The organism is Mogibacterium kristiansenii (assembly GCF_009695905.1).
GTDB classification, from domain to species: domain Bacteria; phylum Bacillota; class Clostridia; order Peptostreptococcales; family Anaerovoracaceae; genus Mogibacterium_A; species Mogibacterium_A kristiansenii.
In genome coordinates this window covers 1-20774 of sequence record NZ_VUNA01000005.1, presented here as the reverse complement: position 1 = coordinate 20774, position 20774 = coordinate 1, and the positions used below count along the sequence as shown (strand labels likewise).

The 20774-nt window shown below is 48.3% G+C and carries 18 protein-coding genes, 2 tRNA genes and 1 rRNA gene; 4 read left to right on the top strand and 17 right to left on the bottom strand.

Going from position 1 to position 20774, the window contains the following annotated elements; genetic code table 11:
- Positions 1-93: 93 nt before the first annotated feature.
- On the bottom strand, positions 94-879 hold the full coding sequence (gene allE, locus FYJ65_RS03490; protein ID WP_154553970.1) for a (S)-ureidoglycine aminohydrolase: 786 nt from the start codon (positions 877-879) through the stop codon (positions 94-96).
- A gap of 412 nt (positions 880-1291) precedes the next feature.
- Between allE and FYJ65_RS03485 the strand changes: the two genes are divergently transcribed.
- On the top strand, positions 1292-2185 hold the full coding sequence (locus FYJ65_RS03485; protein WP_154553969.1) for an alpha/beta hydrolase: 894 nt from the start codon (positions 1292-1294) through the stop codon (positions 2183-2185).
- A 67-nt stretch (positions 2186-2252) separates the two neighbouring features.
- Here the strand turns inward: FYJ65_RS03485 and FYJ65_RS03480 are convergent, their stop codons facing one another.
- From FYJ65_RS03480 to allB (FYJ65_RS03460), 5 genes are all read right to left on the bottom strand, one after another.
- The gene (locus FYJ65_RS03480; protein ID WP_154553968.1) at positions 2253-3596 is read right to left on the bottom strand and encodes a radical SAM/SPASM domain-containing protein; all 1344 of its coding nucleotides are present in this window, start codon (positions 3594-3596) and stop codon (positions 2253-2255) included.
- Between the two features lie 217 nt (positions 3597-3813).
- Entirely contained in the window at positions 3814-5187 is a 1374-nt protein-coding gene (locus tag FYJ65_RS03475) for an NCS1 family transporter (RefSeq protein WP_154553967.1), read from the bottom strand.
- 65 nt (positions 5188-5252) lie between these two features.
- Positions 5253-6656 carry an allantoinase AllB gene (gene allB / locus FYJ65_RS03470; RefSeq protein ID WP_154553966.1) on the bottom strand — a complete coding sequence of 468 codons (1404 nt, stop codon included), beginning with the start codon at positions 6654-6656 and terminating at the stop codon, positions 5253-5255.
- 332 nt (positions 6657-6988) lie between these two features.
- Positions 6989-8350, bottom strand: coding sequence for an NCS1 family transporter (locus FYJ65_RS03465; RefSeq protein WP_154553965.1), 1362 nt, complete (start codon positions 8348-8350; stop codon positions 6989-6991).
- Between the two features lie 33 nt (positions 8351-8383).
- Positions 8384-9757, bottom strand: a complete 1374-nt coding sequence (gene allB / locus FYJ65_RS03460; RefSeq protein ID WP_154553964.1) for an allantoinase AllB — start codon at positions 9755-9757, stop codon at positions 8384-8386.
- Between the two features lie 356 nt (positions 9758-10113).
- Between allB (FYJ65_RS03460) and FYJ65_RS03455 the strand changes: the two genes are divergently transcribed.
- Together FYJ65_RS03455 and FYJ65_RS03450 are read left to right on the top strand one after the other, a co-directional pair.
- The gene (locus tag FYJ65_RS03455; protein WP_154553963.1) at positions 10114-11010 is read left to right on the top strand and encodes an oxamate carbamoyltransferase subunit AllH family protein; all 897 of its coding nucleotides are present in this window, start codon (positions 10114-10116) and stop codon (positions 11008-11010) included.
- Positions 11011-11131: 121 nt separating this feature from the next.
- Complete coding sequence (locus FYJ65_RS03450) at positions 11132-11659, top strand: nitroreductase family protein (protein ID WP_206157294.1); 528 nt, start codon at positions 11132-11134, stop codon at positions 11657-11659.
- A gap of 105 nt (positions 11660-11764) precedes the next feature.
- Here FYJ65_RS03450 and FYJ65_RS03445 read toward each other — a convergent pair whose 3' ends face one another.
- The 8 genes from FYJ65_RS03445 to FYJ65_RS03410 form a co-directional block, all read right to left on the bottom strand.
- Positions 11765-12715 carry a 2-hydroxyacid dehydrogenase gene (locus FYJ65_RS03445; RefSeq protein ID WP_154553961.1) on the bottom strand — a complete coding sequence of 317 codons (951 nt, stop codon included), beginning with the start codon at positions 12713-12715 and terminating at the stop codon, positions 11765-11767.
- A gap of 399 nt (positions 12716-13114) precedes the next feature.
- Complete coding sequence (locus FYJ65_RS03440) at positions 13115-14410, bottom strand: L-cysteine desulfidase family protein (RefSeq protein ID WP_154553960.1); 1296 nt, start codon at positions 14408-14410, stop codon at positions 13115-13117.
- Positions 14411-14446: 36 nt separating this feature from the next.
- Positions 14447-15169: an amino acid ABC transporter ATP-binding protein gene (locus tag FYJ65_RS03435; protein ID WP_277671835.1), complete on the bottom strand. Its 723-nt coding sequence runs from the start codon at positions 15167-15169 to the stop codon at positions 14447-14449.
- On the bottom strand, positions 15156-15830 hold the full coding sequence (locus FYJ65_RS03430) for an amino acid ABC transporter permease (RefSeq protein WP_235898190.1): 675 nt from the start codon (positions 15828-15830) through the stop codon (positions 15156-15158). Before FYJ65_RS03430 ends, FYJ65_RS03435 begins: the two co-directional genes overlap by 14 nt.
- 100 nt (positions 15831-15930) lie before the next feature.
- Positions 15931-16707, bottom strand: a complete 777-nt coding sequence (locus FYJ65_RS03425; RefSeq protein WP_235898189.1) for a basic amino acid ABC transporter substrate-binding protein — start codon at positions 16705-16707, stop codon at positions 15931-15933.
- Positions 16708-16933: 226 nt separating this feature from the next.
- Positions 16934-17206, bottom strand: a complete 273-nt coding sequence (locus FYJ65_RS03420; RefSeq protein ID WP_154553957.1) for a 4Fe-4S dicluster domain-containing protein — start codon at positions 17204-17206, stop codon at positions 16934-16936.
- A complete protein-coding gene (locus FYJ65_RS03415) occupies positions 17199-19148 on the bottom strand; it encodes an FAD-dependent oxidoreductase (RefSeq protein WP_154553956.1) in 1950 nt (649 codons plus the stop codon). The genes FYJ65_RS03420 and FYJ65_RS03415 overlap by 8 nt, the downstream gene beginning before the upstream one ends.
- Before the next feature lie 213 nt (positions 19149-19361).
- Positions 19362-19673, bottom strand: a complete 312-nt coding sequence (locus FYJ65_RS03410; protein ID WP_154553955.1) for an HIRAN domain-containing protein — start codon at positions 19671-19673, stop codon at positions 19362-19364.
- A gap of 346 nt (positions 19674-20019) precedes the next feature.
- On the opposite strand from FYJ65_RS03410, the gene FYJ65_RS03405 reads away from it, so the two are divergent.
- Positions 20020-20223, top strand: coding sequence for a hypothetical protein (locus FYJ65_RS03405; RefSeq protein WP_154553954.1), 204 nt, complete (start codon positions 20020-20022; stop codon positions 20221-20223).
- Between the two features lie 156 nt (positions 20224-20379).
- On the opposite strand, the gene FYJ65_RS03400 is transcribed toward FYJ65_RS03405, so the two are convergent.
- The 3 genes from FYJ65_RS03400 to rrf all read right to left on the bottom strand — a co-directional run bounded on the left by FYJ65_RS03400 (position 20380) and on the right by rrf (position 20710).
- Positions 20380-20462, bottom strand: a tRNA-Leu gene (locus tag FYJ65_RS03400).
- 49 nt (positions 20463-20511) lie between these two features.
- A tRNA-Glu gene (locus FYJ65_RS03395) sits at positions 20512-20586 on the bottom strand.
- Between the two features lie 7 nt (positions 20587-20593).
- Positions 20594-20710, bottom strand: a 5S ribosomal RNA gene (gene rrf, locus FYJ65_RS03390).
- Positions 20711-20774: the final 64 nt, after the last annotated feature.

The window sequence follows — 20774 nt, the reverse complement described above, 5'->3', positions numbered from 1 at the left end:
CCCATTATTCGGGAATCTCTTCCCAATGCAATTTGTTTTTATTGACATCCGGGCCTGCCTGCGCAAGCCCGGATTAACGTCTTTAGAATTGAACTAGAGCTCAACGTCTCTGTTGCAGTCCTTAGAGTAGATGTAGATGAAGTCCTCGGTACCTACGCCATAGCAAGCCTGCGGTACATAGGAATCCATGAATACGTAGTCGCCCTTCTGCAGCGGAATCCACTCGTCGTCCAGACGATACATTCCCTTACCCTGCAGGAAGTACATTCCGTGCTCCTGGATGTGAGTTTCCATGTATCCGTGGCTTGCACCCGGTTTGAACTTCAGCAGATGCATGTTCATATCGAAACCGAAATCCTCTGCAGCCGGCAGGAAGTCCTTGCTGTGGCAGTTTGCCATGCCTTCATACTCTTTCCACTCGGTGTCGTTGATGTTGGCAACAACGGTGTGTGCGCTGAGACCTTCCAGTGCAGCGTATCTTCTTCTGTAGATGTATACGAACGCATCCTCGTCGCTGTTGTTAACGAAGCTGAATGGCTTATCTGCCGGAGAGTAGATGTAACCACCCTCAGTAAGCTCTGCTTCCTCATCTGCATTCTTAACGGTCAGCTTTCCGTTAATTACATACAGGAAGGACTCGATGCCGTTTCCGCCGATGGCGTCGTTCTTGCCGCCCGGATGAACGGTGGAAATGTAATCTGCGAAATCTGCGCCCATTGCCGGGGAACCCAGAATTGTGGTGTCACAGTTTTCATATCCCGGGATTGCATTCTTTACGATGCCGTCCGGTTCCAGAATGACGTAATTCTCTTTCTTGCATACGGATCTAGTGGACAGCAGTGTTTCTCTGTAGCCAGTGTTGTTGTTCAGATAACTCATTGAAATAACCTCTCTTTCATTATCTCTGTTAAAAAATGTTACGTTGAATCCTTTCCGCGGTTTTCTTTTTTCAAACCGCAAGTGGTCAACCAATTTTTACAATTCAATTGTGCCACCTTTCAACCCATTTTGCAAGCTATTATTTAATTATTTTTGCACTAAAATTTGGACAACCTATTTTTAATATGAGGTTCTTTTCTCTTTAAACCCCTTGTTTTTCAACATATTGTATAGTTTTACAGTTTTCCCCCCATTCTTCGTTGCCGGAACCATTTTTTCGAACTATTTGACAATTACCGTTGAAATGGAGTAAAATTCCGAAGAAGAAACATCATAAAAATTTATAGGTTTACTAAAAATAACGCGCTGATGATTTTTTTACAAATTCTCGGCATATCGGGAGGACATTTCTATGCTTCAGAAACAAATTATTGATTTTTCGGAGTTCGCGTCATACGATTTCACAAAAAAAGCCACCGTATATCACGAGGATTCCGTCTCTCCGAAGGCCGTTCTGCTGTATTTTCACGGCGGCGGACTCCTTTACGGGAACCGGGAGGACCTGCCGGAAAAACACCTGCGTACTTTTACCGAGAAAGGATATGTGATTGCCGCAATGGATTACCCTCTCGCTCCGGCGGTGACCCTTCCGGGAATTCTGGAGGATGTGCTGGATTCCGTCAACCGCTATGAAGAAGTGCTGACCGCCGCCGGATTGGTCACGGAGGACGAAACGCAGAATACTTTTATGCCGGGAGAGATTCCGTATTTTCTGTGGGGACGCTCCGCCGGCGCCTACCTGGCACTTTTGACCGGCGCCTCGGAAAAGCTTGCCGTCAAACCTGCCGGCATTCTGTCCTATTACGGATACGGCTTCCTGACGGACGGGTGGTATGATGCTTCCAGTCTCTGGTATAATTCCCTACCGGAAGTGCCGGAAAGCTGTCTTCGGGCGATTCCTTCGGAACCCCACTGCACCGGTCCGCTGGAAACCCATTACAGCGTATACGTGTACGCCCGGCAAAAGGGACTTTGGAAGGATCTAATCTACAGCGGCCGGGAGAAATTCTTCTTTATCGACTACTCCCTCCGGCTCAAGGACAGGCTTCAGGCTCCCCTGTTCTGTGCCCACAGTACCGGAGATAACGATGTGCCCTTCACGGAATTCAACGCGCTTTCATCCAAGTATCTGCCGGAGAAATACATCGCCGCCGCCGGGGATCATGACTTCGACCGAGACGAGGACAGTCCTTTCACCGATGAATTGCTGAACGCCACGATACAATTTATGGAAAAAAATCTGTAAAAAAAGAACGACCGTGCAGGGACAGCCGTACCGCTCCTGCATGGTCTTTTTATTTGGTATTCTCACTTCATTTCATTTTCGATTTTTCTGCCCAGAGTTTATCTGCCACCGGATCCCAGTTTTTCGCATAAGCGACGGTCTTTCCGCAGAAATGCTCTGCACTTTCCGGAGATTCCAAATCCGTCGAGTGCGCGCCGGATTCCTTTACCATTTTCGGCAGTTTATCCGGATTCTCCAGCATCGGACACGGTTTCAGGTAATTATCGTTGAACGGCATATTTCTGTGGTATGCCATGAACAACGGACTCTGCATAGCCTCCAGCAATGTTTTTTCCCGAATATTCGAATCCGAGTAGTGAATGAAGGCACACGGATCGATGTCGCCGTTCGCATTGATGTGAAGATATCTTCTTCCGCCGGCAATGCATCCGTTAACGTATTCACCGTCATTCTGGAAATCGATGATGAATAATGGGTTTTCCGCACGATACTTCCGTACGCGGTTCATGGTTTCCACACGCTGTTCCGGTGTTGGCAGCAGCTCCGGCGAAGCATCATTTCCCACCGGCATGTAGTGGAAGAACCAGGTGAAGAAAGCGCCCACATCCTTCAAGCTGTCCAGAAATTCCTTCGATGTAATGGATTCGAAGTTGGCACTGGTGTAGCAGCAGGAGAATCCAAACGGAAGCCGGTTGCGGCGAAGAACATCGCAGGCATGCATTACCTTATCGTATACGCCCACGCCTCTTCGACTGTCTGTCGCCTCACCGAAACCTTCAATTGAAATGCACGGGATAAAATTTTTCACCCGAAGCATCTCTTCGGCAAATTCATCATCGATCAGCGTGCCGTTTGTAAAAGCAAGAATCACGCAGTCATCGTGCTTCTCGCACAGCTTGATGATATCCTCCTTTCGTACCATCGGTTCTCCGCCGGTCAGAAGATAGAAGTACACGCCCATATTCTTCCCCTGACACATGATATCGTCCAGTTCCTCCAGGGAAAGGTTCAGCTTGTTACCGTATTCCGCCGCCCAGCAACCGGTGCAGTGCAAGTTGCAGGCACTGGTCGGGTCCATCAGAATTGCCCACGGAATGTTGCAGTCTAATTTATTTCTGAGTTCGTCTTCTCTCTTCCATCCGGCCAGACATGCGTTCAGGAAAAAGTTTCCCAGAAGTGTCTTCGCCACATCCGGATTGATGTCGTTGATAATATGAGTAATATACTTCTGGTAAGGACTGTTTTTGTCCTCCAGCTCTTTCCGAATTGCTCTTCTCGCTCCGACAAAATCGTCTCCCGCAAACTTATCTGCCCAGTCCATAATCTTCATAAGATTCTTATCCGGATCCTTATATGCCATATCAATCGCCCGATCCAGACCAAATTGTTCTAATGAATGTACGAGTTTCATGATTTCTACCTCCTAGCAGTTCTTTTAATAATTCTCTTATCTCTTGTCATGATTCTATCGCACTTTATCATTAATTTAACTAGACAAAAAAGTGAAAGTGTTCGAATTCGAACACTTTCACCTAAATTGCCTAAAAAGGCCACCGCACATATATGCGATAGCCTTTTTAAGGTTGCAGATTTCTCTGCAGGTGTATGAAAAAATGATTTTTGATGGCTTATTTTTTCTCCAAGACAGTTCCTTTGCGGAAACCTTCTACAGACTTCATGTTCTTCATCAGCAGATAATATACGATGCCGGTCGGAATCGTTGCCGTGAAGAAGGACAGGTCTACGTTCAGCAGTCCGATTACCGCACCGATTACAGTAGCGATAATTGCTGCCATATTCACACCCTTCTTGGATCCGTTGTCGTCATACAGATCTTCCAGCTGCTCTTCGGTGAACTTTCTTCTGTGAAGAATGAAGAAATCCACAATCAGAACGGCAAAAATCGGAGCGAAGAATGCGGAGTAAATCTTAACGAACAGGGACAGACCTGCTGCGGAGCTGTCATTGGTCAAAATCCATGGGCATGTTGCAACAGCCAGGATACCGATCAGGATAACCGCTGTCTTATGCTTCATCTTGAAAGCGTCCATAAATACGTATGCCGGCGGAATAACGTTACTTGCCAGGTTGGTGGACAGCTGTGCAAAGATGATGAATGCCAGTGTTACAACCAGGATGGCTTTGTTGTCTACCATTTCCGCAAAAGCGTTGATCGGGTTTGCAATACCGGTTGCAGTGGAAGCCATCGCACCGATGATTCCCAGCATTACGGTAGCCGGTACCATTGCCATGAAGTAAGAGAAACCTCTTACCGGTGCGCTGTAGCCCTGCTTCATCTCTCTGGAGTAGTCCGAAGCGTTCAGCATTACGGTTGTACTGTTTCCAAAGAATGCGATGATTGCAGCAACAAACGGCAGACCCCAAGTTCCGGACTTGTTCATCAGGTTCGTGGAAATCACATCCCACTGTGTGGTCAGGCAGATGTACAGCAGGTAAATCATTGCGAAAACGATTACGGTTCCGCCGATGTTTCCAACCCACTTTGCACCCTGGAATCCCTTGATGGACAGCAGAATCTGTACCACCTGGAATACGATGAACCACAGCCAAATATTGTCATAACCGAAAATCAATTTAACGATGTTGTTGATTGCGGCACCACCCAGCCATGTCTGGTATCCGTACCATACGATAGCCGGAAGACCTCTCAGCATGGAAGGAAGAATGTTACCCTTCGTTCCATATGCACTCTTCAAGTGAACGGAATACGGTGCACCGGTGGTGTAACCGAACTGGTCGTTCATTGCGATACCGATTACCAGAATAGTGGAACCGATCAGCACTGCCAGGAAGAGCTGCAGGAGGTTCAGTCCTGTCTCCATCTGTGCGGATCCCATTGCCAGCGTTCCAATGGAAATACATCCACCCAGCCACAGCATGGTGTTGGATCCCCAATTCATCGTTCTCTTTTCCCAAGGAATCGGGCGAATGCTGTCGTCCTGTTTCTTCTGGACAACTTCCTGATTCTTTTCGTTGCTCATTGCTTAATCTCCTCAAATAAAATCATACATATTTAATTTCCGTCCCCTGAAAGGAAATCGGTAAATTACTGAATCGGTGTTACGTACTCGCCGTAACCGTTTGCTTCTTCCAGATACTTGCCATCCTTCGCAACTACCCGGCCGCGGATAATGGTGCAGGTCGGTGTACCCTTGCCCTCGAAACCGTCGAAGCAGCTCACGTGACCCTTTGTGTACAGCTTATCCTGTTCGCACTTCCATTCTTTTTCCGGATCCAGAATTACAACGTCACCGTCGAATCCCAGTTCAAATGCACCCTTGCGTCCGTAGAATCCGAAAATCTTCGCCGGGTTGTAGTCCATGACCTTTGCAATCAGCGTTGGGCTCAGATTCTTCTGATGAACTACCATGTCGAACATCATCGGCAGGAAGTACTGAATGGAGTTCAGACCGCCCCATGCCTTCCAGATGTCTCTGGTCTCATTGTCCTTTTCCTCATCGGCTGCCGGAGAGTGGTCACTACCGACGCAGGACAGGGTTCCGTCCAGAACGTAATCCCACAGCTTTTCCATATCCTCTTTCTTTCTCATCGGAGGAGTGCACTTTGCCGGAGCTCCTTTTTCAAAAACAAAATCTTCGGTGAGTCCCAGGTAGTGCGGGCAAGTCTCTGCGGTAATCGGCAGACCTTCGTGCTGCGCATCCTTCACCACCTGTGCAACCATCGGATGGCTGACATGGCAGATATGAACTCTTCCGCCGGTTGCTCTTGCCATATCGATGACATTTTTTGTTGCTACATACTCGGTCCATACATCGTGAGAATCCAGGAATGCACGGATCTTTTCATCTCTGCTCAGGCCTTCCTTTGCCTTCGCTTCTTTTTCCATTTCCAGAACCTGGCCGTACTCTTCACAGTGGAAACCGCACAGCGCATTGTATGGCTTCAGGATTTCCAGCGCCTTCCGAACATTTCCCAGATTCACGGTTGGGAACAGCGGTCCGTTCGGGCAGGTAAATCCCTTAAAAGCAGCAACGCCCAGCTTCTGAAGATCTTCCAGATCTGCCATATTATTCTTTACCGAATCCGGAGCATCATCGAAGTCTCCAACCAGACCGCCCCAAAGGCCGAAGTCCACATAGGAATGCTTGCTGATTTTGCCCATCTTCATATCAAAAATTTCTTTGTTCATCAGAGATGGATCGTTGTTCAGCGGCATATCAATTAACGTGGTGCAGCCCGCAACAACTGCGGCTCTGGAACCGGTTTCGAAATCTTCTCTGTACTCGAATCCAGGCTCATTCAGATGCGCATGGCAATCGATGATTCCCGGGAATACCAGGTTTCCCTCTGCATCGATTACTTCTTTTGCGTCCACTTCCGTGCCCGGTGCCAGGAATGCTGCATACTTTCCATCCTGAATTGCGATTTCCGCTTCAAAAATGCGGTCCGGTGTTACGAGACGACCGTTTTTGATTAAAAGATCATACATAATATCTCTCCTTCTATTAATTCTGAAATCGGAATTAATATCTTTTTAATAGGGGTTAAAATTTAGGTCAACCCATATTTAATATATTTCACATAAATAATACATGAATTACACATTGAATGCAACACCTTAAAAGCTTTCCTTTTCATACAATTTGTTTTCTATTTTTAAAGAAATAGTTAAATTGTTGAATTCTTTTAATAATTCGTTTTTTCAATATCTATCATCGGTTTTGGCCGTTCTTGTAATAGCGAATAATAGAAAAACGAACCCGATTCGCATCACTGCAAATCGGGTTCGTTTTCTTATATATGTCAAATGCCTATGGATGTCTATTTGTCAAAGATGGTTCCGGTACGGAACGGAGCCGCACTCTTCATGACCTTCATCAGAATGTAGTATATAACACCGGTCGGAATCAGGCTGACATACCAGGACAGATCCATTACGAATACGGAAGTCAGAGATCCCAGTACGATAGCGATTACTGCCGCCCAGTTGATGCCCTTGAACGGACCTTCCTTATCATACATCAGGTTGATATCCAGCTGACTCTTTCTGAGAATGTAGTAGTCTACCACCATTACGGCGAAGATTGGTCCCAGGAATGCAGAGTAGAACTTGGTGAACAGGGACAGTCCGGCAGCGGAGTCCGCAGTTACCAGCTTCCACGGCATTACGCATACGGAAAGGATACCAACCAGAATGGTTGCGTGAGTCCACTTCATCTTGAAGGACTCCATCAGAACGTATGCCGGCGGAACGATGTTGTTCAGTACGTTTGTCGTAACCTGTGCAAATGCAATGAACAGGAGGGTTACAACAGTCAGGAACTTGCTTCCCATGGTTGTGGAAAATACCACTACCGGATCGGAATTTCCGGTTGCAGCGGTTACCAGCAATCCAATCAGACCCATGAACAGGGTTACCGGCAGAATTGCGATGGCATAAATGCTTCCGGTCTTAACCGGGCGAATTTCATCCTTCAGATTTCTGGAATAGTCCGAAGCGTTGATAATCATTGTGGAATAGATGCCCAGGAAGGAAGTGGTCGCTGCCCAGAACGGCATTCCCCAAGTTCCCTTAATTCCGGCGAAGGAAGAACTGATATCTACCGCGAACTTCGTATTTACAATGTACAGCATGTACGCAAGAATTGCAACGATGAATACGCAGGAGAAGTTCTCCAGCCATTTAATTCCGTGGAATCCCTTAATTGCCAGGGAAACCTGCAGGATTGTGAACAGTGCAAAGATTACCGGAAGATTGTCGAATCCCCACAGAATCTTGAAGCAGCTGTTGATGGCACCGGCACCAACCCAAGACTGGAAGCCGAACCATACGATTGCCGGAAGGCCACGCAGCACGCCCGGTATTTTTACGCCGGCGGTACCGAAAGAAGATCTCAGCTGCACGATATACGGAATTCCATATTTGTGTCCGCAGTTACCGATCAAAACCAGCGCAACGGCGATTACCAGACAGCCGATTGCCATGGCGAGAATAGCCTGGGTAATGGTCAGCACACCAATCAGGCTGGCACCCATGGAAAAGGTTCCGATGGATACACAACCGCCCAGGAAGGACGCGGTGTAGGACAGGGAACCCATGATTCTCTCCTTGGTCGGCTGCAAATCCTCGTGGACATTTGCAACCAGCTCCGGGTTCAAATTCTTGTTTTCTACAATACTCATACTTTAAATCTCCTTAATTAATATCATCAAATCCTAGCGGATTCGCTTAACCAGTTCACCGGTGCCCTTTGCACCAACAACTTTTCCATCCTCTGCCATCACATTTCCTCTCAGGATGGTGCATACCGGCAGGCCCTGTCCCTTCAGACCAACGAATGCGGAAATCGGGTTCACATAGAGCAGAGAATCTGCGGTGATTTCCCATTCTTTATCCGGATCGATGATTACCAGGTCGGCATCGAATCCCGGTTTGATATCACCCTTCTTGCCGTAGAGTCCAAATGCCTCTGCCGGAAGTTTTGCCCAAGCGTTTGCGAGAGAGCAAGGATCCACTCCTCTCTTTACAACACCTTCGGAGAAGATGGCCTGTACGCAGCTCTGAATTCCGCTGATTCCGCCCCATACATCGAATACGTTTTCGATTTTGTTTCCGAGAATCTCGTTGTACTTCTCGTCATAAGAGCATGGGGAGTGGTCGGATGCCAGTCCGGCAAACGTTCCGTTTTCTACATATTCCCACATTCCTTCGCGAGCGTCCTCCGAACGGAGCGGCGGTGCGCATTTGAACATCGGTCCGTTGTCCAGGGTATCCTGATCCACAAAGGTCAGGTAGTGGCCGCAGGTTTCTGCAGAAATCGGATAACCTTCCATCTGAGCTTCAAATACCTTTTCGGCTACTGCCGGGTGGCTGATGTGACAGATGTGCGCACGGCATTCCAGCTCTTCTGCCATGGCAATGACCGCTTCGGTGGCAACCATTTCAGCGGCAACGGTTCTGGAATCCAGGAATCCCTGCCAATCCAGTCTGCCGGCTTCCTTCATTGCCTTTTCGCCTTCTTTAATCATGCTGTAGTCTTCACAATGGAATCCGGCCATTCCGCCAAAACCCTTGATAATCTTCATTGCTTCGTATGCCTGTCCGTATGTCAGGGAAGCATAATCCGGGGATACCGGTCCCAGGAAAGACTTAAATGCTACAACGCCCTTCTCATCCAGTGCTTCCAGCTGATCGAAATTATCCGGAACAAGTCCGCCCCAGAAGCAATAGTCTGAGAACGCATTCGGACTAACCTTTGCTTCTTTCTTGTCGAAAAGCTCCGGTGTGGTCAATGCCGGCTCGTTCTGAAGCGGCATATCGATTACAGTGGTGTATCCTCCCAGAATCGCCGCTGCCGTACCGTGTTCGTAGTCTTCTCTCCATTCGTATCCCGGATCGTTCAAGTGTGCATGAGTGTCGATTGCGCCCGGGAAGACGAATTTTCCCTGTGCATCGATTACTCGAGTCGCTTCCGGTTCTTCCCCAACTGCCAGGATTGCGGCGATTTTTCCATCTTTTACCGCAACATTTCCTTCCTGCACCAACTCCGGTGTTACCAGCTTACCGTTCTTAATCAGCAGATCATACATAATACAATCCTCCTTCTAAAAAGATCAATATCTTCAACCTGAATGAGGTCGTCCTTTTCCCTCATCCGATTTTGCCGCCTATAAAAATTTCTGACGGCTTATTTAAAAATTTCAAAATTCGGTCAACCAAATTTTAATTTTCTGATGTTTATATTTTACATGAGTGATTTCGATTAATCAATAGAAATGTGTTATTTTTGTGATATTAATCATTCCAAAAAATGAATACCACCTTCACATTTCATTAAGTTTTTTTATATTTTGATTTTTCCCCTACGGAATGGTACTATAAGCATAGTTGAATTATTCAAAAAAGAAACTAACATTACGAAATAAATTGAAAGGGCAATCGCAACATGAATACTCCTACTCGCATCGATGCGCTGAAAACTTCAGATTCGATTCTTCGCCGCTTTAAAAAGATTCAGGACCACGGTTCTCCTTACCGGGGGCGGGTCCATTCCGTATATCGGCACACCATCAATCTGCAGTTTCCGGACGCTTTGCTGGCATTGCAGTGTGCGGATTCTCCCTTGTCGCCCATCAGCCTGAGCCTACCTCTGAACGGAAGTCAGATGGACGCACTTTCGGTGACACAGAATGCGCCTTGTTTTGTATATCCGGATCACATTGAAATCCACTGCAAGGATTCCCTGATTCTCATTCATGTTGAAAATGCCACCGCACATTATTCCGCATCCATTTCCCACGTCGCCATCGGCAGCACATTTCGTGATTGCATCGACAAGGTGATTCAGGAATCCGGCAAAAGCGGATTTGCTTACATCTTCAACGATGACCCTCACCTAAAAGGAGATTTCATTCTCCAAGGTGCCCGGAAGTACATTGAAGAAACGGAAGAGTTTCTTCAGAACGAAGAACCGGAAAAGGCCGCTATCTCTCTGGGACGCATTTTGGGACTAGGGACCGGCTTGACACCTTCCGGCGATGATTTTCTCTGTGGCGTGCTGGCCATGCTCCAGACGACGGGGCAGGATAAAATTCCTTTTACACGGATGCTCCACCGGCGGATTCAGCAGAATCTGTTCGCCACCAACGATATCAGCGGCGAATTTCTCCAGTCCGCGCTGCGAGGAGAATACAGCGAGCCGGCGATTCACCTGCTGCAGGCGGCCGACCGCGGAATCGGCGAAATTACCGGTTATGCCAAAACCTTCCTGCACATCGGCCATTCTTCCGGCATCGACACACTGTGCGGAATGCTGTGGGTACTGGACAACTTTACCCGTTAAAGTTGAAATGTGAATTCTTTGTGTTTTTTTGAAAATGTGTCAACCGATTTTCAGAAAATGTGATACAATGAACTTGCCTAATAAATCAACCAAATAAATTCAAATGAAAGGAAGTAGGATTATGAGTCTGATTGAAATGATGGAAAATCGTCGCAGTGTCCGTGCATTCAACAGCGAACCGGTTACCGACGAGGAACTCAACAAAATTCTCCAGGCTGCAATGCTTGCTCCGAACGGAAAAGGACTGAAGCCATGGTCTTTCGTCACCATTCGGGATGAAAAGACACTGAGAGATCTGGTAAACTGCCGAAAGGGCGGCGCCAAGATGCTGGAAACCGCAACCGCTGCGATTGCAGTATATTCCGACAGTGATGTCACCGACACCTTCATCGAGGACAGTTCCTTGGTTATGGGGTGGATGCATTTGATGGCGTCCGACTTGGGACTGGGCAGCTGCTGGCTGCAGCTGAGACTCCGTCCGTCCAACGAGGAAGGCGTTTCTGCGGAAGAATTCGTGAATCGCCGCCTGGGTGCACCGGACAACCAGAATGTGGAAGCACTGCTGGTCATGGGTCACATCGACGAGGCCCCGACTGCACACGAGCTGCCGGAGCTGCCTTGTGACAAGGTGCACGCCGAGAGATGGTAATTTCTCCATCGAGTATTTTGCCAACCATTGAATTTATCAAGCCAAAAAATCGCCCGCCGAACTGTGCATACGGCAGGCGATTTTTTCTTTTCACGTTATAAACGGTTACAGCATTTTCCGAACCGGGGTTCCGTTCATCCATTCCGTGATGTTCTCGAAAACCATTTCCGCGCGGCGGTCGATGGATTCTCTGGTATCAAAGCCCACATGCGGTGTGCATACCAGATTCGGAACGCCCAGCAGCGGATGATCTTCCGGCAGCGGCGGATCCTTCTCAAATACGTCGGTTCCCGCCTTTATTCTGCCCTCTTTCAGCGCCGCCGCCAGTGCATCTGTGTCCACCACCGGACCTCTGGACGTGTTAATCAAAATTCCGCCCTGCTTCATGGCACCGATTTCCTCCGCACCAATCAGACCGCGAGTTTCCGGTGTCAGCGGCGTGTGCACGGATACGATATCCGCCTTCGCCATAACATCCTTCAAAGACATGTATTCGATACCCATTTCCTTTGCCTGCGGCTTTTCACTCCGGCTGTAGCCAATCAGCTTGCATCCGAATACCTTGAAGATTTCCGCCGTTCTGCAGCCGATGGCACCGGTTCCCACGATGCCCACGGTCTTGCCGGCCAGCTCGTGACCCTGCAGTCCCGCTTTGCCGCCTCCGGCCTGTACCGAAGCGTCCCCCGCAGTAATATTTCTCAGGCAATCCAGCGTCAGTCCTACGGCCAGCTCTGCCACCGCATCGTTGCAATAACCGCCGGTGTTGGAAATCAGAACGCCTTTCTCCTTGCAGGCTTCCACATCCACGTGATCAATACCCACGAACGCCACCGAAATCATTTTCAGATTCTCGTCTGCTCGGATGACATCTCCCGGCAGCGGATGGTTCGCGATAATCAGCACCTCCGCGTCTCCGGCTCTTTCAATCAGTTCCTGCGTATCCGTGGTCACCGTGTCATAAGCGGTAAAAGTATGTCCCTCTGCAGTAAGCTTTTCCGACAACGCGGACAGCGTCTCCTGCGAAATTCCGAGGGGTTCCATGAGAACAATTTTCATAATCTGCCTCCTTATGCTTTCAATAAAACTAGGGTCATTATAGCACAGTTCCCCGAAAAGGTTAACCGATTGGGCCGTCCTGCACTTATTAATCCTTCTTATGCATTTGCGGAAAAAAATCACAATCTTTTATAAAAAATGGGTTGACTTATTTTTAATCATTTGTTATTATAATAGCGAAATTAGTTGAAACTTCTCCTTTCATACTAATGATAGAATCTCGAAGGCTTACCAGTAGAAGACCTTCGAAACATAACCATGCGAAAGCAACCTTTCTTTTAACAGACAAAACCCGGGATGCCAGTACATCCCGGGTTTTGTTGTTGCCGCAAAACAAAACACCCGGGACGCATTCGTCCCGGGTTTCGTTCTGCAATCGCACACGTACACTATCGCACTCTATTTCTCGCTCATAATCTCCACAATGGTCTTCTCGGTGCCCACCATTCCGGGCGACGCAATCCGCCCCATGTTTCTCATGGTTTCCTCCGGCGTTTTCCCGTTAATTCCATGGATATCCTCAATTGAAATCCCGGCCATCGCCAGATCTGCCGATCGAAATGCCGCATCGCAAGCCGCAATTCCCTTCATGGCGCATCCGTGATTTCCGCCGTCACAAATCATTCCGGTAATGCTGGACGCCATATTCCGAAGGCATTTGTCCATTTCCGACACCCCGCCTCCGTTCATAAAAACAAGTCCGCAGGCCATCCCGCTTCCGGCTGCGATCGCACAGCCGCAGAATGCGGAAAGTCGTCCGGAATATTCTTTGATATACATGCAAATCAAATAGCTCAGCGCTGTCGCCCGACACAGCTCGGTCTCCGACAGCCCCCGAATCTTTGCTACTCCGTACAGCGGCATGGTGGCGATAATTCCGTGGGCACCGGAACCGGTAATGCTCATGGCCGGTGCATCCAAGCCAATCACTCGAGATTCAATGGCACCGTTGCACAGAAGGGATGCCGTCGCCGACTCGTTCTCCGAGAAGAGCGCATCCCCGTTGGCCTCCAATAAATAGTGAAGATACGGCGTCCGGTCGCTGTCCATCCCCTTTTGGAACAGCTCCATGTTCATGGCAAAAGCATCCCGAATGAATGCAATCTCTTCCGCCGGAACGGTTTCCACGTATTCCAACATTTCCCGGAGGGTATACCGATGAATCAGCGGAACCGCTTCCCCTTCGGTCTCCTCCGGTGCCTCGGGCGCCTCTGCACGGCAACCTTCTTTTTGGCCGAAAACCACCTCTCCGTTCACCTCCACCCACAAGATGTTGGTGTGAGAATCCCGGATTTTTACCGTGGCCGTGCCGGATTCCGTCTGAACCGTGGCTTCGATATGGATTCGGCTGGAAATTTCGGACATCTCCGCATGCACCCGATTCTGTGCCACCAAATTCTCTGCCTTCCGGTTGTCTTCTTCTGTCACGTCGCGCAGGCTTTCCAGCCCAAGCTCCGGCTTACCGGCCACCACTCCCAATGCCGCCGAATACAGATTCCCGTAATGACTGCTGTTGGGGATTCCGCAGGTGAAGGCGTTTTTGTACATGCCGCTGTTCATCCGAAGGGTGACCTCCCGGATGTCGCCGGTCAGATAGGATGCCGCCGTGGAGACGGCAAACGCAATGGCGCCCGGCTCCGTCACGCCCAGCGCCGGTTTCATGTCGTTTCGAATCAATTCAGTTAATGGATGCATACACGTTCCCTCCTTGATTATATCGGTAGTATGTCCTTATAATACCATACTCAAGAAAGTCTGTGTTCTCTCATTCTGCGGATTTCCAAATATTTCTTCCGGCGTTCCCTGTTCCAGAATTACGCCTCCATCGATGAACAGCACGCGGTCCGCTACCTCTCTGGCAAATCCCATTTCGTGGGTAACGATGACCATGGTCATGCCGTCTTCCGCCAGCTGCTTCATAACGGCCAAAACTTCGCCCACCATTTCCGGGTCCAGTGCAGAAGTCGGTTCATCGAACAGCATGATTTCCGGCTTCATCGCCAGCGCCCGGGCAATGGCCACACGCTGCTTCTGACCCCCGGAAAGAGAAGACGGATAGGCTTCCGCTTTGTCCAGCAGACCCACCACATCCAGCAGGCGCCGGGCTTCCGCTTCCGCTTCGCCGCGCGCTTGTCCTTTTACCTTAATCGGGGCCATCGTGATGTTGTCCAGCACACTCATATGCGGGAAGAGATTGAAATTCTGGAATACCATGCCCAGCTTCTCTCGGATTTTGTCGATATCTCGATCCGGTGCGTTGATTTTCTCGCCATCCAGAATCACCTCGCCGGATGTCGGCTGCTCGAGCAGATTCAGACAGCGAAGAAACGTACTTTTACCGGAACCAGAAGGTCCAATGATGCAAACCACTTCACCCTCATTGATTGTTTCGTTAATCCCTCGCAGCACGTGGTTTTTTCCGAAGGATTTTTCAAGATTCTTAACCTCGATCACTTTGTGCCAGCCTCCTCTCTACAAACGATACCAGTCTTGCCAACGTCAATGTCATAATTAAATAGATCACAGCCACTCCGAAGTACGCTTGGAACGACAGGAAACTGGAAGATGCCCACAGTGTGCCCTGTCGTGTCACTTCTACGATGCCTACAACCGACAAGATTGACGTTTCCTTAATCAGGGCGATGAATTCGTTGCCCATGGCCGGAACGATGATTTTGAAAGCTTGAGGGACGATGACATACCGCATGGTCATACGGCTGCTCATTCCCAAGGAACGCGCGGCTTCCGTCTGACCGATATCCACCGCCTGCAATCCGCTTCGGATGATTTCTGCCATATACGCGGAACTGTTAATTCCGCAGGCGATGAAACCAACGATGATAAAATGGGTCCAATTGAACTGAAATCCAAAGTTGGATTTCAGCAGCTGAGGCAAGCCATATGCCAGAATGAGCACCTGAACCATCAGTGGTGTACCTCTCAGCACGTCCACGTAGACCGTTGCTATTCCCCGCAAAATCCGATGTTTGGACATTTTTGCAATAGCGACGAAAAGACCGATAATCAATCCGGCCAGCACCGCTACTAATGAAATGATCAATGTGGTGGGCACGCCCTGGGCCGCGACCGCAATTCCATGTAAATAATCTGCCAAAATAATTCCTCCTGAACAGAAATTGACCTCTGCCCCGAACAGTTCTCCGGGCCAGAAGGTCAATTGCATTTTTTCAAAATTCGAGTGTCTAGTTCATCGACTACTTGTTGAACCACTCATCTACCAGCTTGTCGTAGGTGCCGTCTTCCTTGATGTTGGCAAGACCCTTATTGATCTTTTCCAGAAGCTCATCATTTCCCTTGGCAACGGCAAAACCGTAGTTCTCTGCGTTGAGTGCTTTTCCAACCATTTTTACCTTATCCGGCTTCTTCTTCATGTACGCTTCGTTAACCGGCTTGTCGTTAATTACGGCCGAAACATCTCCGTTAATCAGCTGCATCATGGCGGTGTCCAGACCGTCAACGATTACCGCTTCTTTAATCTTGCCTTCCTTCTTGAGGGTCTTCACCTTCTCCGCACCGGTGGTTCCGGTCTGAGCCGCAACCTTCATATCCGGAGTCAAATCATCAATGCTCTTGACATCGTTATTGTCTTCTGCGACAACGACGTACAGCTGAGATTCATAGTATGCATCGCTGAAATCCACCTGCTTCTGTCTTTCCTTATCGTCCTTGTTCATTCCCGCTGCGACGATGTCGATGTTACCGGCCTTGAGTGCCGGAATCAGACCGTCAAAGGACAGGTTCTCAAAGGTCACCTCGAAGCCCTGGTCTTTGCCGATGGCCTTAATCAGGTCCATATCCAATCCCACGATGTTCTGATCTTCATCGGTGGTATCAAACGGCGGGAATGTCGGTTCGGTTCCCACCTTATAGCTTACCGTTTCCTTATCACTTCCACCGCCGCATGCTGTCAACGACAGAATCATTCCTACGGACAGCAGTGCCGCCAGCACCAAAGTTACTTTCTTTTTCATGTTTTCCATCCTCCTCAAATATAATCTTAAATGTTCTTAAACATGTTCTTAACCGTTTTCATAATTATAAACGTTTTCGCATGATTATGCAATAGTTATTTTGGCTTTTTTTACAGAAAAAGCCATTTTTCATGTTTCTTTTTTCAAACACAGGAAAAAGAGCGGAATCTTCCTCGATTCCGCCCTTTTGAAAATGTAGGTATATGTAAAGGTATTGATATTAATACTATTTCACCGGGACGAATTTCGTCCGGTTGATCAGCGGATGCTCCAAATGAATGGCGCCCTCCACCGGGCATTCCATAACGCAGGCTCCGCAGTAAATGCATTCCCCCGGATACATTACAACCGGCGATTGTCCTTTTACCTCCGATGGAACCAGAACGTCAATCGGGCATGCATTGGTGCAGGAATTGCAGCCGATGCAAAGTTCTTTATTATATGTGATCGGATTTGCACTGCACGGTACTTCCGATGCAAACAACTCTTTATTACTCATAATACTTCGGTGCCTCCTCCTCGATATAATCCCGGTTATATTTCTCGTACATTTCCTCTACATCGCCGTAATAGTCGTGCGGAATTTCTCCGCGAACGGCCTTTCCGTTCTCCAGACGGATGGTAAGGAATTTCTTATCCTCTTCCGGATCCATTTCCGGATAATCGCTCCGCTGGAAGCACAGCGGAGCGGAGCTGGACTTTCTCATCTTGCATGCTTCCAGAATCATCTTGGATACATCCAAAATATCCAGCACTTCGTGGGTTCTCATGAGATCGTGCGGATTCTCACAGTGCAGCTTCGGTACGATGTCCTCGCTGTAGGTATTCAGCAAATCCAGGCCTTCATTCAGCAACTCTTCGCATTTCACCTCTGCACAGTAGTTCTGCATGCACTTGGAAATCGCAAAATTCAGTTCCTTCCAGGAATATCCTTCTTCGGTGTAAAGCGGTGCCAGCAAGCGTTCTTTTTCCGCTTCTGCCTGCGCCCTATCATACTCAACAGGAGCGATTTCCGAAGCGTGCACCGCTGCTTTTCGTCCGGCATAATAACCGGTAGCGGATGCCGCTCCACCGCAGTCCATTGCGTACAGCTGATCTCCGGCCGCATACACACCTTCGATATTGGTCATCAAGTTCCAGTCGGTAATCACACCACCCGGCGCACCGAACAGCTGTCTCTCCTGTCCCAGGAAATTCGCAGACTGCCAGCCGGTTCCGTAGCTCTGAAGCATGTGTTTCTCCGGATCGAATCCCTTCTCGGTATAGTACTTGAGTACCGGAATCTTGGTTCTTCCTTCTTCACCAACCATCATGCCCCAAATAACTTTTCTTTCCATCTCCGGCATTTTGCTCAGATCGGCATAGAACGGCAGCTTGTATCCTCTTTTCGCCAGTTCTTCGAACGGCATCGTTTCCGGTCCCCGGTATTCGTATTTCGCTTCGTCGATTACACCGCCCTTCAGGAAGAATTTCTGTCCCTTTGCCGGGTTGAAGCGTTCCGAAACGCTCTTGAGTTCATTTCCGTCTCTATCCAGATACGGAATCTCCACGCCTCTGGCATCCACCATCGTGGCTCCATACCAGGTATTGTGATTGTTACCGGTGCTGTACGGCGGATAGCTTCTTCCTGCCGCGGAGAATTCCCCCCGAACGGATTTCTCCATCATAGTGAATTCCATGCCGGCACGATAGCCCATCGCATGTCCGCTTCCGATACTGTTGAACGGACGGAATTCACAAAGTCCAGGAAGATCCGCATTGAACAGCCATACTCTGGCCGGACGGGACATCGCCAGAATGGTGGATTTCGCCGAAACGCTGTAGAACTTGCCGGTACGCACATTCATACCGCAGGCGCCTGCGCCGATAATTTTATCACCCTCCTTCTTCGTCAGAAGAGAAGTGGCCTCCGTTCTGTCCAGAACCTTCACGCCCAGCTTCTGACACTCCTTATAGAGTGCCGGCTTGAATCCGGAGCCCCAGATTCTCAAAGTATAACGGTTCGTGTAATCGTAAGCATACATCAGCTTCGTCTCATCATCACGGAACTCCGCACCCTTGAACTCATCTTCCGTATCGCGAATCTTTCCGCCAAAGCTTTCCATATCCAGCAGGCGATCCCAGCCTTCCCGGCATTCGATGTAGTGGGCAATTCCGTTGCTGTAATGATCCTGCTCATCGATATAGGCTTCTGCAACCTCTTTCGGTGTCACCTGACTCCCCGGATTGGTACACGCAGATTCCCAGTGATCGAATCCGCTTCCCGCCGAACCGGAACGCTTCGTCGCACCCTTTTCCATCAGGATTACCTTCTGTCCCTTACGAGCTGCCGCAATTGCTGCGTAGCATCCCGCAAGACCGCCGCCCAGTACCAGAACATCGCATTCCAAATGCTCTTCCCGGCCGATTTCATTTGCATAAGGCCATTTATGTAAACTCATCGTTGCAAACCTCCTAAAAACTATATTTCTCGCAATTATATTTTATCCGGATTTCGACGTTATGATTATATCATCAGATTTTGCAAAATACAATATTTAATTATATAATTTTTATTCTTTTTGCAAAAAACAAATGACCTGCCGAATGGGATTCCGACAGGTCATCCGTTAAGAGAGTTTAAAAAAATGAGAACAAACATGTTGACAGTACTTTTATTTCATACTTTCCCATTCGTCGCACAGCACGCACAGCAGCGCCTCCGGCAGAATGCGAATTACTTTGCCTTCCGCTTCATCGTCGATTTTATCGTACAGGCGTCCCGCACTGTACGATTCCCCCAGAACGGTAGGAACGCTGTTTGCCACATATCCGATCACACCCAATCCCGGTACCTTCACCTGGATTGCTTCGTGATCGTATTTGTTATCCGGTTCTTTTTTCAGCATCACCCGATCTCCTTTTTCAAACAGCTCCGTTCCGTATCGGTAGTTGGTTCCGGTAATCGTAAAATAAATCTTATCCATTTCAATCCCTCCAAATGCTTCTGGTATTCGTTCCTTAACTTGATTATATTGTAACGCCGAATTGAAGGTGTTTAAACTACTTTTGTGTGAAAGTGCCCTTATTGGTAAAATACTTACCCAATTCTCCGGAAAGCAATCTCAGCTTGACGATGAGCAAGAGCATCGTTGAATGTATTTCCTAAATCGAAATAATTACATTGACTATTGCGAAATACGTAATATAATAAAGAAAATCAAGGTATAAAAGTAAAAACACCCACTTTAAAGCGCCGATAAACGGCTTGCCTTTGTAAGCTTGAAATATAATGGTTTAAAACCATTCATTATTGGAAGGAAGGTGAAAACGATGTTATTACTAATTTTAATCATTATGTTTGAAATTTGGCTTTCTGATATTCAATATATTGACGGGAAATGGATTAATGTAAAGAAGCTGGAAGAAGAACGCAAAAGGAAACACCCTAAAAAGTACAATCAATTTGAGTACTATTGTAAGATTGACCCTGACTTTGCGGAAAGATATGATGAATGCTGGAAAACGAATTTCTAGAGGGCGTGTCCAAAATGAGAGAAGCCAGCCGGGCTATGGGGAGCCCGGCACAGGCTTCTCTTTCTTTATCTAATCCGGCATCCGAGGCTAATACGCCGTTACAAACGAAAATTGTATTAAAAAAAACCTTGAAACTCATTTGTTTCAAGGTTTTTATGGTGCGCGACGAGGGACTTGAACCCCCACGGTCTCCCGCTAGAACCTAAATCTAGTGCGTCTGCCAATTCCGCCAGTCGCGCGCAAAAGTATTCTTTGTAAAAAGTAACCCCGCTTTTGCAAGCGGGGTAGTGGTGACCCTACCGGGACTCGAACCCGGGTTACCACCGTGAAAGGGTGGTGTCTTAACCACTTGACCATAGGGCCTTAGAAAAACCGGCGACTTCCTAATTTCCCAGGCAGCTTCCCGCCAAGTATCTTCAGCGCTGGAGAGCTTAACTTCTGTGTTCGGGATGGGAACAGGTGTATCCTCTCTGCTATAATCACCGGATTTTCCTTATTTGTTTTTTGAAGGCTGTACCTTCAAAACTGAATAATATCTACTGGCCATCTAA

Coding starts and splice junctions, on each gene's coding strand:
- allE (WP_154553970.1), bottom strand. CDS start 879: ATGAGTTATCTGAACAACAACACTGGCTACAGAGAAACACTGCTGTCC.
- FYJ65_RS03485 (WP_154553969.1), top strand. CDS start 1,292: ATGCTTCAGAAACAAATTATTGATTTTTCGGAGTTCGCGTCATACGAT.
- FYJ65_RS03480 (WP_154553968.1), bottom strand. CDS start 3,596: ATGAAACTCGTACATTCATTAGAACAATTTGGTCTGGATCGGGCGATT.
- FYJ65_RS03475 (WP_154553967.1), bottom strand. CDS start 5,187: ATGAGCAACGAAAAGAATCAGGAAGTTGTCCAGAAGAAACAGGACGAC.
- allB (WP_154553966.1), bottom strand. CDS start 6,656: ATGTATGATCTTTTAATCAAAAACGGTCGTCTCGTAACACCGGACCGC.
- FYJ65_RS03465 (WP_154553965.1), bottom strand. CDS start 8,350: ATGAGTATTGTAGAAAACAAGAATTTGAACCCGGAGCTGGTTGCAAAT.
- allB (WP_154553964.1), bottom strand. CDS start 9,757: ATGTATGATCTGCTGATTAAGAACGGTAAGCTGGTAACACCGGAGTTG.
- FYJ65_RS03455 (WP_154553963.1), top strand. CDS start 10,114: ATGAATACTCCTACTCGCATCGATGCGCTGAAAACTTCAGATTCGATT.
- FYJ65_RS03450 (WP_206157294.1), top strand. CDS start 11,132: ATGAGTCTGATTGAAATGATGGAAAATCGTCGCAGTGTCCGTGCATTC.
- FYJ65_RS03445 (WP_154553961.1), bottom strand. CDS start 12,715: ATGAAAATTGTTCTCATGGAACCCCTCGGAATTTCGCAGGAGACGCTG.
- FYJ65_RS03440 (WP_154553960.1), bottom strand. CDS start 14,410: ATGCATCCATTAACTGAATTGATTCGAAACGACATGAAACCGGCGCTG.
- FYJ65_RS03425 (WP_235898189.1), bottom strand. CDS start 16,707: ATGAAAAAGAAAGTAACTTTGGTGCTGGCGGCACTGCTGTCCGTAGGA.
- FYJ65_RS03420 (WP_154553957.1), bottom strand. CDS start 17,206: ATGAGTAATAAAGAGTTGTTTGCATCGGAAGTACCGTGCAGTGCAAAT.
- FYJ65_RS03415 (WP_154553956.1), bottom strand. CDS start 19,148: ATGAGTTTACATAAATGGCCTTATGCAAATGAAATCGGCCGGGAAGAG.
- FYJ65_RS03410 (WP_154553955.1), bottom strand. CDS start 19,673: ATGGATAAGATTTATTTTACGATTACCGGAACCAACTACCGATACGGA.
- FYJ65_RS03405 (WP_154553954.1), top strand. CDS start 20,020: ATGTTATTACTAATTTTAATCATTATGTTTGAAATTTGGCTTTCTGAT.